This is a genomic window from Microbacterium binotii, assembly GCF_021398715.1.
GTDB lineage: Bacteria > Actinomycetota > Actinomycetes > Actinomycetales > Microbacteriaceae > Microbacterium > Microbacterium binotii_A.
The window spans coordinates 2,829,048-2,844,196 of sequence record NZ_CP090347.1 but is presented as its reverse complement, the minus strand read 5'-3'; the positions used below and the strand labels follow the sequence as shown (position 1 = coordinate 2,844,196).

At 69.0% G+C, this 15,149-nt stretch carries 10 protein-coding genes, 1 tRNA gene and 1 pseudogene; 7 read left to right on the top strand and 5 right to left on the bottom strand.

What is annotated here, in order from left to right:
• The first annotated feature begins 23 nt into the window (after window positions 1-23).
• Window positions 24-108 (top strand) — tRNA-Ser (locus tag LXM64_RS13830).
• A gap of 835 nt (window positions 109-943) precedes the next feature.
• Here LXM64_RS13830 and LXM64_RS13825 read toward each other — a convergent pair.
• Window positions 944-1,428: pseudogene (locus LXM64_RS13825) on the bottom strand (transposase); the annotation flags it as partial.
• A gap of 138 nt (window positions 1,429-1,566) precedes the next feature.
• On the opposite strand from LXM64_RS13825, the gene LXM64_RS13820 reads away from it, so the two are divergent.
• Together LXM64_RS13820 and LXM64_RS13815 are read left to right on the top strand one after the other, a co-directional pair.
• Window positions 1,567-1,902 (top strand): histone-like nucleoid-structuring protein Lsr2, encoded by a 336-nt coding sequence (locus tag LXM64_RS13820; protein ID WP_234073706.1) that lies wholly within the window; start codon window positions 1,567-1,569, stop codon window positions 1,900-1,902.
• A 711-nt stretch (window positions 1,903-2,613) separates the two neighbouring features.
• On the top strand, window positions 2,614-4,146 hold the full coding sequence (locus tag LXM64_RS13815; RefSeq protein WP_234073705.1) for an LPXTG cell wall anchor domain-containing protein: 1,533 nt from the start codon (window positions 2,614-2,616) through the stop codon (window positions 4,144-4,146).
• A gap of 128 nt (window positions 4,147-4,274) precedes the next feature.
• Here the strand turns inward: LXM64_RS13815 and LXM64_RS13810 are convergent, their stop codons facing one another.
• Together LXM64_RS13810 and LXM64_RS13805 are read right to left on the bottom strand one after the other, a co-directional pair.
• Window positions 4,275-7,526: a glycoside hydrolase family 9 protein gene (locus LXM64_RS13810; RefSeq protein ID WP_234073704.1), complete on the bottom strand. Its 3,252-nt coding sequence runs from the start codon at window positions 7,524-7,526 to the stop codon at window positions 4,275-4,277.
• Between the two features lie 151 nt (window positions 7,527-7,677).
• Entirely contained in the window at window positions 7,678-8,301 is a 624-nt protein-coding gene (locus LXM64_RS13805) for a GntR family transcriptional regulator (RefSeq protein WP_234073703.1), read from the bottom strand.
• Window positions 8,302-8,450: 149 nt separating this feature from the next.
• On the opposite strand from LXM64_RS13805, the gene LXM64_RS13800 reads away from it, so the two are divergent.
• Both LXM64_RS13800 and LXM64_RS13795 read left to right on the top strand, forming a co-directional pair.
• Window positions 8,451-9,764 (top strand): MFS transporter, encoded by a 1,314-nt coding sequence (locus tag LXM64_RS13800; protein WP_234073702.1) that lies wholly within the window; start codon window positions 8,451-8,453, stop codon window positions 9,762-9,764.
• Window positions 9,761-11,209, top strand: coding sequence for a carboxylesterase family protein (locus tag LXM64_RS13795; protein WP_234073701.1), 1,449 nt, complete (start codon window positions 9,761-9,763; stop codon window positions 11,207-11,209). The genes LXM64_RS13800 and LXM64_RS13795 overlap by 4 nt, the downstream gene beginning before the upstream one ends.
• A 6-nt stretch (window positions 11,210-11,215) precedes the next feature.
• Here LXM64_RS13795 and LXM64_RS13790 read toward each other — a convergent pair whose 3' ends face one another.
• The gene (locus tag LXM64_RS13790; RefSeq protein WP_234073700.1) at window positions 11,216-12,583 is read right to left on the bottom strand and encodes an FtsX-like permease family protein; all 1,368 of its coding nucleotides are present in this window, start codon (window positions 12,581-12,583) and stop codon (window positions 11,216-11,218) included.
• Complete coding sequence (locus LXM64_RS13785; RefSeq protein WP_234073699.1) at window positions 12,580-13,296, bottom strand: ABC transporter ATP-binding protein; 717 nt, start codon at window positions 13,294-13,296, stop codon at window positions 12,580-12,582. The genes LXM64_RS13790 and LXM64_RS13785 overlap by 4 nt, the downstream gene beginning before the upstream one ends.
• A 153-nt stretch (window positions 13,297-13,449) precedes the next feature.
• On the opposite strand from LXM64_RS13785, the gene LXM64_RS13780 reads away from it, so the two are divergent.
• Both LXM64_RS13780 and LXM64_RS13775 read left to right on the top strand, forming a co-directional pair.
• Complete coding sequence (locus LXM64_RS13780) at window positions 13,450-14,622, top strand: OmpA family protein (RefSeq protein ID WP_234073698.1); 1,173 nt, start codon at window positions 13,450-13,452, stop codon at window positions 14,620-14,622.
• A gap of 12 nt (window positions 14,623-14,634) precedes the next feature.
• Entirely contained in the window at window positions 14,635-15,144 is a 510-nt protein-coding gene (locus tag LXM64_RS13775; RefSeq protein WP_234073697.1) for a DUF3060 domain-containing protein, read from the top strand.
• The last annotated feature ends 5 nt before the right edge of the window (window positions 15,145-15,149 follow it).

The window sequence follows — 15,149 nt, the reverse complement described above, 5'->3', positions numbered from 1 at the left end:
CGGCGCGTGCATTCTGCGCGTCGGGAGGGTTGTCCGAGCGGCCGAAGGACCCGGTCTTGAAAACCGGTGGGCAGCAATGTCCCGTGGGTTCGAATCCCACACCCTCCGCAACGTTGAAAGCGGGCCCCGCAGGGGCTCGCTTTCAACGTTATGACGAGCTGAGCGGGTTCGAACGGAGTTGGGCCCACGCCGCCGGAGGCTCCGCGCGTCGCGAAGCGACGTGTGGAGGGGGCGGTGGGGAGAATCCCACACCCTCCGCCACATGTGCGTTATTCGAACCCCGTCCAAATGAAAGTCTGGGCGGGGTTCTTGCGTATGACGTCTCATCGGCGTCGGTGACGCTCAGAAGGACCGCAGATGGGCTCCAGCGGCGTTCTGGGCGACTTCCCCACTCCGACACGGGGACGAGGATCCCCGCGCCGCTTCGAGCGCCTGAATCCTCATCGACTTGCGTCGGCACGGGGATGACTGCTCGTTCGGGGTTCTCGACCTTCACGGTGGTGTCTCTGGACAGGATTCCCGCGAAGAGATCCTGTAGCTCGACCTCTACGACAGTGCCGTCTTGACCGATGAAGAGCTTGACGAATAGACCTTGATTGAGCATCCTGCGCTCCGAGGGGACGGCGCGGCTGTACTGCTCGCCGCAGAGACGGGCTACTTCCAGCGCTCGGTCGAGCTGTTCGTCCAACTGGTCCAGGGTTTGCTCTGTCGTACGGATCTGCGCGGTTGCCGCGTCAAGTTCTCGGGTAGTTCCGTCCATCTCGCTCTTGAGGAGATCCAGCGGGACAGCTCCCGCATAGTGCGCCTTAAGCAGCGCCTCCTGTTCCTTCTTCACGCCCTGATAGCGCCTCTTCGCTTCCGAGAGAGTGAAGATCGCGTCGGCCTGGCTCCTGTCCAGTTCCTCGCGCACCACTCTTCGAACTGCCTCGATCGGCTTCCACCGCTCATCCGACACCTGACGGAATGACGGACCGCGCCCGAGGGCGTCGTAGTAGGTCGATGGGGCGATCTTCACGCCATGCTGGGTCAGCACACCGCAGATCGACTCGACACCCCACCGCAACCCGCCATCGGCGCGGTCCTTGTGGTCCTCGATGAACGTGACTATCGCTTCTGTGGCCGGTCGAGCTCGGCCGCGAAGAGAGCCGAAGCCGCCTTCAAGATCTCGTTCGCCCGCCGTAGCTCAGCGTTCTCCCGCTTGAGCTGCTTGATCTCCTCCGATGCTTCGGTCCTTATACCGGGGCGTTCGCGGGCATCGACCTGATTGCGGCGGATCCACGTCCGGATCGTCTCCGGCGACCCGATGCCGAGCATCTGCGCGACCGCGGTCATCGCCGCGTACTCACTCGAGTAGTCGGACCGAACCTCGGCGACCATACGGACAGCGCGCTCACGAAACTCGCGCGGGTACTTACTGGGACGTCCCACGAGGCAGATCCTTCCAAGGAATCATGTCTTCGGACATGCCGGGGCGAGTCATGGGGATGTCGGGGAGAACCGAACCCACGCGAATTCCCTTCGCAAGTCGGGGAATCGCAAAAGCGGGATGTGTCATACTCTCTGGCTATGGCCAAGCAGCATTTCACCCGACTCATTGACGACCTCGACGGCGAAATTCTCGAGGAGGGAAAGACGATTCACTTCTCTCTGGAGGGTCGTTCGTACGAAATCGACCTTTCCGAGAAGAACGCTGAGAAGCTCCGTGAAGCTCTCGCGCCGTTCATCAAGGCGGGCCGTTCCATCGGCAGCGCGTCGCGCATGACGACCCGCGGCCGGACCTCGAAGAAGGATACGCGCGACCTCGGAGCCGTACGCGAATGGGCGGCGGCGAACGGTCACGAAGTGAGCGCCCGCGGACGCGTTCCTGCAGCCGTTCTCGACGCATACGACGCCGCGCACTAGTCGTCGGCGCCCACCGAACAGCACCCGGCTCCCATCTCTCGAGGGTCAGATCCATCGCTGAAAGATGCCCTCCGCTCAGCCCCGGACGCGGCACGTTCGGCGGACGGGGCACTCGTTCACGCAGACCACGACGCTGCCCGTCTCTGGGGCTGACGCCAACTCGCGCCGCAGAGCCTTTCGCCGTTCCAACGACCGCCCGCCGCGAGGCGCGCTCGCACCGCGATGAAGGTCACGCGTGACCTCTAAGCCGCGCACGAATCCGCGCGCTCTCGAGAAGAATCGACTCCACTCTCCCGGAAGTGAGGCCGGGTGTTCTTTTCACGGGCATCGTGCGATGGATGCTCCAGAAGTCACGGGGAACTCCTGCAAGGAAACTCGATAAAGAGGTGTGACATGCCCGCCGACGCCGACTCCTACATCTAGGGAGAGCATCGGCCTCTTCCGAATGAGCCAGGAGAGGCGGAGGCGATGGGAATACGACAGCGGAGGTCGCGACGCGGCGGACGGAGGACGACCGCGGCGATCGTCGCGATGGTCGCGCTCTTGGCGGGGCCAACGGCGGCGTGGGCGTCGCCACCTCAACCGGTCGGCGATGACGGGGACTACCGGTACGCACTCCACTGGACGACAGATCGCGATGGTGCCGAGGGGCAACCCGCCTTCGGTGTCGGTACGAGCGCGGCGTTCGGTGCAGACGGGTCGATGTACGTCATGGCGGACTACTCGTCGGGCAGTTCGGCGGCGATCCTCCGATACGACCCACAGACGGGAGAACTGCTCGACTCGATGGCGATCTTCCCCGATGGGCCAGAGAGCTATCGAGGCTATCCCCAAGGTCTCTTGGCCGACCCAGACGGTTCCGTGTGGGTTGTCGGGCATGGGGCGACATCCGCGCTCTTGCACCTCACCGCGACGGGTTCTGAGATCGGACGCTACCCGCTCGCGGATGGCGTCAGCGGCTATGGCCTGGTGCGGCTCGCGGATGGCCGGTTCGCGATGCTCAGTTCGCCCGATGGGGTGCAGACGAACATCGTCACCCTCGACATCGCGACCGGTGCGACGACGCTGACCGCGGTACCAGGGCTCGCCAACCCGGGCCAGGCAGGATTTCAGCTGAACCTCGCCCCCGATGGCAGACTGCTGTGGGGCGACCGGGACAAACTGCGTATCGTCTCTGTGGACGGGGCAACCGTCGAGTCATACGACATCGGTGACACCGCGAACTATGCGGTGATCGGAGCAGACGGGCTCCTCTACTCGGCGAACCAGGCTGGTGACATCGAGGTGCGCTCTCTCGACGATCTCGCGGCGCCGGGAAAGCGGATCGCGGAACGTGGCGTCGTCTACGCTCCCGCGCAGCCGATGTCCACGATTGCCATCGCAGTCGCCGCCGACTCCACCGTGTACTCCCTGGGCTACTTCTACGGAGACCAGAACGGTGTAGATACGATCGATCCGTTCCGCGGCATCGTCGCGCTGACGCAGATCTGGGCGCCGCGGATCTCATCGACCTCCACGGGCACGAGCGCACTCGTCTGCCAGCCGATCGCCACCGCGCCGCTGGTGGCGACGGGGACACCTCCTGTCTCTCAGTTCGAGATCGTCGATGGGGTGCTGCCGGCCGGTCTTGCGTTCGACGAATCGACCGGTGCGATCAGCGGCACAGCCTTCCAGCCCGCAGACATCTCGCTGATCGTTCGGGCGCTGAACGGCGTGTCTCCGAAGGCAGGCGCGACCGCGGATACGGTGGCGCTCTCCCTCTCCGTGTCGTTGGGTCAGTTCACCGACACATCAGTAACGGTCGTGGGTGATTCGGAGGTCGGTGCTCTGCTTGCTGCCGAGACGACGAGCTGGCAGCCCGCTCCTCAGCGCAGGTCTTATCAGTGGCTTCGCGACGATGTGCTCATCGCGGACGCCACAGGGCCGACCTACCGGGTACGGGACGAGGACGCGGGGCATGAGTTGACTGCGCGGGTAACCGGTACGGCGGATTGCACAGCCACCGCCAGCAGTGTCTCTTCACCGCGGTCGATCTCCGTTGTTCACGAGTCGACGCCGACGCCGACGCCGACGCCGACGCCGACGCCGACGCCGACGCCGACGCCGTCCGCAGATTCCGCCGCGCTCCTTCCCGCGCATCTTGCGTCGACGGGGAACGAGGCGGGGGTGAGTGTCTTCGTGGCCATCACGCTGCTTGGACTCGGCACGCTCGTTCTGATCGCCCGCCGCCGCCGCGTTCAGTAGTGCGGCACGCCCGCGTGTGACGATGCCCCGTCGGAACTCCCTGTGTGGGAGGGCCTGCGGGAGCGCTGCATCCGCAGTCGGCGCGACGAAGCCCCGACGGGTGATCCCGCCGGGGCTTCGTCATGCGCTCAGGCCGCGCGGCGGCGACGTCGCACGAGGTACGCTCCCGCGCCGAGCAACGCGAGCGCGGCTGCCCCGATCGCCCACAGGGGTGAGGTGTCGACGCCGGTCTGCGGCAGGGACCCGCGTCCCGGCGTGGCCGGCACCGCGGTCGACGGATCGGATGCGGCGGCCGCCCGCACCGTGGGCGTGAACGTCGCGGTCACCTCGGTGCCTCGGGTGTCCGCCACGCGGTACGTGACGGGGGTCGCCGTCCCGACGAAGTCGGCCTCGGGGGTGAACACGATGCGCTCACCGTCGAGGTCGTAGCGACCCTGGCCCGTGATCGTCACCGAGGTCACGGGAGCCGCGGCCGCCCGGGCCGAAGCGTCACCGGTGCCATCCAGCAGCGTCAGGGTCGCGGCATCCAAGGGGATGTCGGCGTCGCCGGCGCGGTCGTTGGCGAGCGGTTCGACGGTGATCGGCTCGCCCGGTGCTCCGGATGCGGTGTCGTCGACCGCGACAGGGGTCACCGCGACGAAGCCGTCACCGAGGTCGGCGACGAAGGACGCCACCCACGCGAGCGCGGAGTTCCAGTTGACCGTGATCTCGTTCACCGACCACGCGCCGATGTCGTCGACGTAGCAGGCCTGCGGTGCGCACCCCGCGAGCCAGGCGCTCGCGACCGGATCCTGGATCGACGAGTTCGGTCCGCCGGCCACCGTGCCGATCGGCGGATGCGGCAGCTGCGGGTCGAGCGCGTGCGCGTACCAGCGGCTGTGCTGGTTGCGCGAGTCGTTCGTGCCGTAACCGGTCACGTACGACTGGCCCAGCACGTTGCGACCGAACAGGTAGTCGTACGCCTCGATGACCGCGTCCGCGTAGCGCGGGCGTTGCGTCAGATCGAACGCCGTGGCCAGCACGACCTGGTTGTTCAGCACGGCCGAGTTCGAGCCCCAGTCGTACAGGCCTTCCTTCGGGGCGTACGGCTGACCGAACGGCTGCGCCTTCTGATCGGCGATGAGCTTCTCGGCCGCATCCACGACCGACTGACGGATGCGGTCGATGTCTGGCAGGTCCGTGCCGAAGCGCGCGAGCTGCATGCGCCCGAGGGCCGCCACGTCGCCCCAGTAGAAGCCGCCGGCCGTGAAGATGTCGGCGGTGTGCAGCGGGTTGTTCTCCACCTCGTCGCGGTAGCGGTCGCTGCCGGTGGTGAGGTAGAGCTCCGCCGCCGCCCAGTAGAACTCGTCGGTGACGGTGTCGTCGGCGTACGTGCCGCCGCCCACGCCGTCCTCCTCGGGTGCGAGGAGGTCAGGGTGTGCGAGAGCCGCGTCGTACGCCGTCTCGGCCGCCTCGCGCAGGCGGGATGCGAAGGCCGCGTCGTACGGCTCGAACAGGCGCGACGCCTGCGCGGCCGTGGCGGCGAGGTTCAGCGTGGCCGCCGTCGACGGGCGGTGCAGCAGCCGCTCCTGCGGGTCTTCGTGCGGCATCAGCGGAAGGCCCGTCCACGCGCGATCGGTGACCTTGTGCCAGGCCATCCCCGCCAGCGGATCGCCCGCGGGAACCTGCATCTTGAGCAGGAACTCCAGCTCCCACCGCGACTCGTCGAGGATGTCGGGGGTGCCGTTGCCGCGCTCCGGTACAGCCAGGGTCGAGTCGCCGAGGGCGGCCTCGGTGCCGGCGGGAAGCGAGCGCTCGTACGCCGACAGCAGCTGGGCGACGGCGATGCCGCCGTTGACCACGTACTTGCCGTGGTCTCCCGCGTCGTACCAGCCGCCCGTGACGTCGTGACGGTCGGAGCACGTCCAGCCGTCGGACCAGGTCTGCGGCTCGAGACAGCCGACGTTGCTGTCGCCCTGGTTCGCGCCCTCGTTCAGGTGTCCTGCGGGACGCGCGTACTCGGCGCCCGCGATGTCGCCGTCGATCGCGATGCCGGATCGGTTCGTGTAGAAGAAGCGCAGCGAGTCGGTGCGCAGCGACTGGAACACGTCGGCGGCGATGCGGAACGGATGGCTCAGCTCGGCGCCGACGCGCAGCCGCATCCCGTCACCGGTGGCTGTGACGTCGGAGAAGTCGATCTTGTGCACATCGACCCCGGCGCTCGCGTCGAACCCGGCGGGCGTCGTGGCGCCGGTCGCGACAGTGGCGCCGCTCGCGTCCTCGAGTGTCCAGACGAGCGGCTCGGCCGCATCCGTCACGACGGTCGCGTGCTTCGGCCCGCGCGGAAGGTAACCGACCTGGTTGACCTTCACCGCCGGGCCGGTGTCGGCCTGATAGGTGTACTTCGTGCCCGTCAGGGTCACGTCGTCGAAGCAGATGACGGTGCCCTCCGGCACGCCTCCCACGCGGAACTGCACCTGTGAGAGGTGGAACGTGGCGGCGGGCGTGGTCTCGAACGTGTACTCGTACGTCTGCTTCATCGTGCCCACGGCGAACGTGCGCTCGATGAAGTCCTCCGTCGACGCGCCCGAGTAGGTGCCGACCTTGGTCGAGGCCGTCACCGGTGCAGAGGCGGATGCGGTGAAGCTGAGCCGGAAGGCCGTCTCCCCCGGGAGAGGGATGTCGTTGTGTCCGACGAGCACGTCCCAGAGATTGGCGGTCGCGCCGGTCACGGTGGCGCACAGGTTGCTGTCGGGGCTCGACAACGTCACGGGGCCGGCCGTCCACCACGGGCTCGTGCCGCTGTCGAAGGTCGGGTTCGGCAGCAGCTGGTCCGTGCCGACGACCGGGTCCACGGGATCCGGATCGACGGGCGGCACGGAGTCCTCCTCGAGGAGAGAGACGTTGTCGAGACAGAAGGTGGTGGGGGTGCTGTTCGCGCCGAGGCGGAACTGCAGATCGGAGATCGTGCCCTGGCCGAAGTCGCGGGCGGTGAAGGTGTAGCTAAGCGTCTGCCACGCATCCGTGAGCGAGGCGGTCTGGCTCGTGTAGGTGCTGAACGACGCGTCGGCGACCTTGGGGGCCACCTGGGTGACGAGCGTAGCGGGATCGCTTGCGCGCACGTCGGCTTTGAGGATGTAGTCGACACCCGCCGTCAGCGGCAGGTCGCTCTGCCCGATCAGCACGTCCCAGGGGTTGGCGGTGGCGGGCACATCGGCGCAGAACACGCCGCCGTCGGTGCGGAACGCATCCACCCCGGCAGACCACCACGGTTCGTGTCCGGACGTGAACGTGCCGTTCTGCACGTAGTCCGTGGGTGCCGCGCTCGCGGCGGTGGGCAGAGACACGGCGCCGGCGGTCGCCAGCGCTCCGATCATCAAGACGGCAAGGTCGCGTCTCACGTGTCGCGTCGTCGCGCGCATTCAAGCTCCTTCGCTCTGGGAGCGCTCTCAGAGAGCGCTCCCACGGAACATAGCAGAACGCATGCGGGCGTATCGAAAGATTTCGACAACCCGTGGATCGCGTCGGCACTCGGATGTACCGGCGCGGTGATCAGGCCCGGTCGGTGTGCGGCACGAGCCGCTCCTCGGCGCCTTCCATGTGGGCGACGAGGAGTGCGCCGAAAGCCGCAGGGTCACGACGACGAAGCGCGTCGAGAATCTCGCGATGCTCCGCATCTGCACGCGCGCGCCCGCCGAGGTCCTCGATGTTGCGCCGTGAGTACGGCTGAACGGCGGAGAGGAGTGAAGTGAGGATCGACGCCGTCCGCGGCCGGTCGGCCAGTAGGTACAACTGCTCGTGGAACGCGTAGTTCAGCGCCATCCACTCGCGGGTCTCTATGTCTGACGTCATCTGGTCCACCAGCGTCGTCAATTGGGCGATGGCGCGCCCGGTCACCCCGTCCACGACGGCCTCGGCGATGGTCGGCTCGAGGGCCTTGCGCAGTGTGTAGAGCTCGATGATGTCGTCTTCGGAGTGCGTCCGCACGACCGCACCGCCCCCGCCTCGGATCTCGACTAGGCCCCGAGCCTCGAGGAGTCGCAGCGCTTCGCGGATGGGGTTGCGGCTGACGCCGAAGCGGCGGCCGAGTTCCTCCTGAACGAGCGGTGCTCCCTCGGCGTACTCGCCTTCTCGGATGGCGCGGCCGATCTGTTCGGCGATGGCGTCGGGCGTCATGGGTCTCCTTTGGCGACGTCGTCAGCATACTGACCCCGATAGATCTGAGGACACTGTACGCAGTGTCCTCACTGAGTACACTCGTCAGAGAAGCAAGGAACGCTTCACGGCACACCGGGGCGACGACTGCCCCGTTCGGAGGAAACAAGATGAACTCGATCAGCGCTGACCCGACTACGCGCACCCGTTGGCACTTCGCGTGGGTGGTGTTCGCCGCCGCCTGCGTCATCTCGTTCGTCGGTTTCGGTCTGACGATGAACACCGCCAGCATCTACTGGGGGCCGCTGACCGAGGACCTGGGTGTTCCCCTCGCCGACGTCTCGCTGATGAGCACGGTGTCGGGGGTCGCCGGCGCCATCGCGCTCGGCATCGCGTCGCCGCTGTTCGAGAAGATCAACCTGAAGCTGTTCCTCACCGTGATGGTCGTGCTCACCGCAGGCGCGTACCTGCTGTCGGCGTCGGCGACGGACATGTGGGCGCTGTACATCGCCAACCTCGTGCTCGGCGTCACGAAGGCGGTCGCCATCGTGCTCTCCATCCCCGTCCTGCTGGGGAACTGGTTCGAGAAGCACCTCGGCCTGGTCACGGGAATCGCCGGCGCGATGACGGCCGTCGGCGGCGCCGTCTTCAGCCCGATCATCGGCTCCATCATCTCCGCGCAGGGGTGGCGCACGGCGTATGTCGTGACCGCGATCATCGTGCTCGTCGCGCTGCTGCCGTTCACGCTGTTCGTCACGAAGCTGCGGCCCACCGGCGACCAGCGCCCCTACGGCTACGACCCGGAGCGCGCGAACGCCGCGACCTCTGTCACGCTCACCGGTGTGCCCGCGCGCCGGGCGTTCCGGAGCCTGCCCTTCGTCCTGTTCGCCGTGGTCGGCATCCTGCTGCAGTTCGCCGGGGCCCTCGTTCAGCATCTGCCCACCTACTTGACGACGATCGGTCTGCCGCTCACGGTCGCGGCATCCGTCTTCTCGGTCCTGCTCATCGGCGCATCGGTCGGCAAGTTCGCCATCGGTGCGGCGATCGACTGGCTCAGCCCGATCACGGCCCTGGCGATCTTCACGCTCATCGCGCTGTTCGGATGGGGCGGAATGTGGCTCTTCTCGGGCGAGTTGCCGCTGTCCGTCGCCAGCTTCGCCGGCGGTATGGGCCAGGCAATCAACCTGGTCGCGGTCGTGGTGCTCGTGCGCAACGTCTTCGGAGCGCTCGACTACAGCAAGATCCTCGGCCCCATCCTGATGGTCGGATCTCTCGCGAACGCCGGCGGCGCCTACATCCACGGCCTGCTGTACGGAGCCACGGGTGGGTACACTCTCTCCTTCGCCATGAACATCGCCATCTTCATCGTCTCCTTCGTGCTGCTGCTCGTGGCCGTGCGATCGGGCGCCCGTCTGTCGCGCAAGAACGCCGTCGCCATCGACTCCGCGGCGAGCAAGACGGATGCGGCGGGTGTGCCGGCGTGAGTGAGCCCCGGCCCCAGGTCGCGGGATGGGTGCGCCCCGAGGGATACGAGAGCGTCAGGGCGTGGCTGGGGATCAGGTTCGCGCGTGCCGAGCGTTTCGACGCCCCGCTCCCGGTCGAGTTCGACGAGTCGGGATCCTTCGACGCGTTCGGAGCCTCACCGGCGCAGGAGCCGCCGGAGATGCCCGAGCTCGGTTCGGCGCCCGCGGAGGACAGCCACTTCCTCAACGTCTGGGCGCCCGATGGCGCCGTCGATCTGCCGGTCTACGTCACCCTGTACGGCGGCGGGTTCGAACATGGCTCCGGAGCGAGCTGGCCGTTCCGCGGGAGCGAGGTGGCAGCGACCGGCCGAGCGGTGGTCGTCTCCCTCAACTATCGCGTCGGTGTCCTGGGCTTCCTGTCGCTCAGTCACCTGGGCGGGCCCTTCGCGCACGCGACCAATCTCGGCCTTCAGGATGTGATCGTGGCGCTCGGCTGGGTGCAACAGCACATCCGACGCTTCGGCGGCGACCCGGCGCGGGTGGCCGTGATCGGAGAGAGCGCCGGCGGGTTCCTCGCGGCCGCGCTCGCTGCGGCGCCGGCGGCGGCCGGGACGTTCTCGCGTCTGGGGATCTTCTCTGCCGGTGCGTCGCGCATCGTCCCCGCCGATCGTGCCCGTTCGATGGCCGACGACTTTCTGGCCGCGATGGGTCTGCAGGACGATCCCACCGCGCTTGTGACCGCGCCCGTCGATCACCTGCTCGCGCGCCAGAGCGAGATCCTGGCGACCGACATCGGAGTGCGCAACGGACCGTCCCCGCGCGCGCTCGGGGTCGTCGATGACTCCGGGTCGGAACGCGGAGTGCTCTCTGCGCATCCGGCCGCCGCGTTCTCCGACGGCCGCATGGCGCACGTGCCCCTCCTCGTCAGCTCGACGCAGGACGAGATCGCCTTCTTCCGACTCATGAGCGGCTCGGAGTTTGCGCCGGCAGAGTTCGGCGACCTCGTCGGCGAGCTCGAGAGCTGGGGGGTACCGGCGGCGCGGGCGACCGAGATGTCGCGGGCCTACGTGACCCATGCGGGCGGCTCGCTCGCGGTCGGTCGAGAGAGGGCTCTGACCGACTACATCTACCGTCTCCCGGCTGCGCGCCTCGCCGTGGCCCATGCGACGGCGGGCGGCGCTTCCCACCTTCTGATGATCGGCGCGGTCGAGGGCGGGGTCGCCGGCCACGCATACGACGCGGCCGCGCTGCTCGGCTGGCATATGCCCGACGTCTCTCCGGCCACCGCTGCGAACGAGGAGCGCATCGCCCGCATCACGCTGGACTTCGCGTGCGGCGACGACCTTCCGTGGTCACCCGTCGCGGCCGACGTTCTGCAGGCGGGCAGTGTCGGGGAACTCCGGCAACCGGCAGACGTGCAGTATCGGAATCTCCTGCAGCTGTGGGACGGCGTCCCTCGCCCCTGAGAGCGACTACGCGGCCGCGCGCCGGATCGCCCGCACGAGAGGTTCGGTCGAGGCGAGTGAGCCGAGCACGAGGGCGATGCCGACGGCGAAGGTTCCTCCGATGATCAGCAGCGACGTCGGCGCGAGGACGAGGGTGATGCCGATGACCGGCAGGCTCAGCGCGATGCCCGCGAGCGCACCGCCGAGCGCGGCCCAACGTAGGGGGAGCAGGACGGTGATGCGGCGGGCGCGGGCGAGGTCGGTCGCGGGCACGCCGAGGCGGTCGAGACCCACGATCAGCTCGCGGTCCTCGAGCACGGATGCGGCCTGCGTCACCCCGACGGAGCACGCCAGGAGCAGGAAGGCCGAGACGAGCGTCACGAGCACGCCCGTGCGGATGTCGGCGAACACCGTCCCGCTGTCGGCCGTGTCGCCACCGGCGAGCGCGACCAGGCTCATCCCGGCTCCTCCGACCACCGCGATGAACGAGACCATCGCGATCGCGGAGACGCGTCTCCAGGCGACGGAGGCATGTGCGGCGAGCTCCCGTCCGGCGATCAGGTGCGCCGCATCCCCGGCGCGGCGAGCCATCGCGCGTCCGCGCGCGGCGACGATCGGGGTGCCGACGAGGTTCAGCAGGCCGAGGGAACCGGCGAACAGTGCGAGCAGCAGGGCGAGCGACACGGCGGGTCCGACCAGCTGACCGATGCTCGAGAGATTCAGGACGAGGACGGCGACGGCGGCGGCGCCGATCACACCGACGATCACGGCGACGCGACGACGAGGTGCAGGATCCGAACGCCGACGCACGCCGAGTGGCGTGAGCGCGACGCGGCGCAGCCCGAGGGTGGCGCTGACGGTCGCGAGCGCCACGACCCCCACGAGCACGAGGGTGAGCACGTCGAATCCGGCCCACGCCGCGCCGGCGCCGATCGGGCCGCCGAAGAACGGCAGCAGGCCCACGAGCGGCAGGACGGCGACGTAGCCGATCGCGCCCGCGACGGCGCCGACGGCGGCCGTCGCCGCGGCTTCGATCACCGTCATGGCCGCGACCTCACCGGAGGTGGCGCCCAGCAGCCGCAGCGTCGCCAGGCGGTCGTCGCGCCTCCGGCTCGACAGACGCGCGGCGGCGGCGCCGAGCGTGGCCAGCGGAACGGCGAGCAGGACGAGGGCGAGCACCGCGAGGATGCCGTACATCCCGGTGAACGCCCCGCCGCGGTCGTCGGTGAGGAACATGCGCGTGCCGCCGGCGACGATCAGCAGCAGCGTCGTCGTGGTCGCGAAGGCGACGATCGGGAGCACGAGGGCCGCGCGGGACTGCCGCGACGGTCGGGCGAGCAAGCGTGACAGGGTGAGCGTGCGTCGCACCGCGCCCTGCGTGGCGACCGCGCTCATCGCTGCGTCTCGCTCATCGGCGCGGTATCGAGGATGCGGCCGTCCCGCATCCGGACGACGCGATGGCAGCGCGCCGCCACGTCGGCGTCGTGGGTGACGACGACGAGGCTGCGCCCCTGTCCGACCGTGGCGTGCAGGAGCGCCGACATCACCTCGGCGGACGTGGCCGAGTCGAGAGCGCCGGTGGGCTCGTTGGCGAAGACGAGAGCTGCGCCCGTCACCTGCGCGCGGGCGATCGCCACCCGCTGCGCCTGGCCGCCGGAGAGCTGGCCGATGCGACGATCCTCCATGCCGGCGAGTCCCAGGGCATGCAGCCACCCGGCGGCGTGCTGCTCTGCGTCACGCCGCGGCACGCCCTGCACCAGCAGGGGGAGGGCCGTGTTCTCCAGCGCGGTGAGCTCGGGCAGCAGCAGGTGCTCCTGGAACACGAACCCGAGCCGGCTGCGACGAATCGCGGAGCGCCCCGCCTCGTCCATGCCGACGAGCTCGACCGGATCGTCCTGACCGAGGCGGACGGAGCCGCCGTCGGGGGCGATGACCGCGGCGAGGCAGTGGAGCAGGGTCGTCTTCCCCGACCCCGACGCGCCCATGACGGCCACCGCCTCGCCCGGGGCGATCGTCACATCGACGCCCGCGAGGGCGGTGAGCGTGCCGTAGCGCTTGACGAGACCGCGCGCGACGAGAACAGGGTGAGAATCTGAGGGAGCGTGCATGTCTCCCAGCCTCGTCGGCGGAGGCGGCGAGGTCGTCGGCCGTGAGCAGCATCTGCGTCATCCTCGGGGATGATCGGGCCGTGTCGCGGGATTGATACACAGGTGCGACGACCCTGCCACCGGGCGACGGGGCCCGCTCGGTACGGTCGTTGCATGAGCAGCACCGTCCCCCGCATCCTGGCCCTCGTCGCGACCGTGGGCGTCCTGGTCGCCGGCTGCGCCGCCGACCCGCGTCCCGTCGTCCCGGTCGCTGGGACGACGCCGGGCTCGCCGTCAGCGCCGGTCGTCCCCGCCGTCGCGGGCTTCGCGCCCGGCGAGGTTCCTCCGGTTCCGCTGTTCACGATGCCCGACCTGTCGCTGCTCGACAGCTCGCTCGGCGGTTCCGCGATTCAGGTGGACCGCGAGATCGGGCCGCGGCCCGGCATCGAGGTGCGCCCCGCCGCGTGCGGCGACGTGACCGAGCGTGCGACCGCCCAGGGCTCGGTGCTGCTGTACGGCGACGGGTCGGGAACCTTCACCGGACCCGACGGTACGGTGCACAACTACGGCGACGGCTCCGGCAGCTTCACGGTCAACGGCGTGACGGCGAACGTCTACGGCGACGGCTCGGGCTCCTACATCGCCGACGGCATCGAGATCCACAACTACGGCGACGGCTCCGGATCGGTGACGACGGCCGACAGTGCCACCTGGGTCTACGGCGACGGCTCCGCCTCGCGCACCGGCAACGGCGTCGAGCACTGGAACTACGGCGACGGATCGGCGATGTACCGCGACGCCGACATCGAGATCCACAACTACGGAGACGGGTCCGGTTCCTACGTCGCGCCGGGCCTGGACATCCGCAACTACGGCGACGGCACGGGCGCCGTCAACGGAAAGCCCGTCGAGGTCGACGCCCTGCCCGCCGTCAAGCCGGTCGGCGTCTTCCCGCCCCTCGGCACGCTCGCTCCCCTCACATCCTGCGGCACGACCATCACGCTCCGCGACGGCGTGCTCTTCGACTTCGACCGCTCCGAGATCCGGACGGATGCGGCGGGCGTGCTCGATGAGCTGGCTGCCGCGATGACGGAGCTCGACGTGCCGACGGCCGAGATCGGCGGCCACACCGACGCGGTCGGCTCCGATGGGTACAACCAGGAGCTGTCCGAGCGCCGCGCCGCCTCCGTGGTCGCGGCTCTCAAGGACCGCGGTGTCACCGCCTCGCTCAGCGCGGTCGGATACGGCGAGAGTGCGCCCGTCGCCGCGAATGAGATCGACGGCGCCGACAACCCGGCCGGACGCCAGCTCAATCGCCGCGTCGAGATCTTCATCCCGGCCTTCTGAACGGACACGAAGATGAAGAACACGCTCCCGACCACGCTCGCCGCCCTCGCGCTCCTTCTGACCGGATGCTCCGTCGCCTACGAGACGCCCGAAGCCCCCGCAGCAGATCCCGCTCCGTCGTCGACACCGGCGCCGGCGGCATCGGCTCCGGAGGAGGAGGAGCAGGAACCGAACACCTCGAGGACTCCGTTCCCTGCATCCGACGACCTGCGGGCGCGCTATGCCGACGTGGCGCCGCAGACCTCGTGCACTTCGGGGGAGGTCCTCGTCTCGCAGGCGGGAGCGACCGTGTCGATCACGGGGGAGTGCGCCCTCGTGACCGTCACGGCGAGCGGTGCCGTGGTGCTCGCGGAGGCCATCGGCACGCTCGAGATCACCGGAGCCGCCAACCAGGTGCAGGCCGCATCCGTCGACGTCGTCCGGCTGGGCGGCAGCGGCAACGACGTGCGGTGGGAGAGCGGCGCCGCAGACGTGACCGATACCGGCGTCGCCAACTCGGCACGCGCCACGACCGGAGGATGACCACC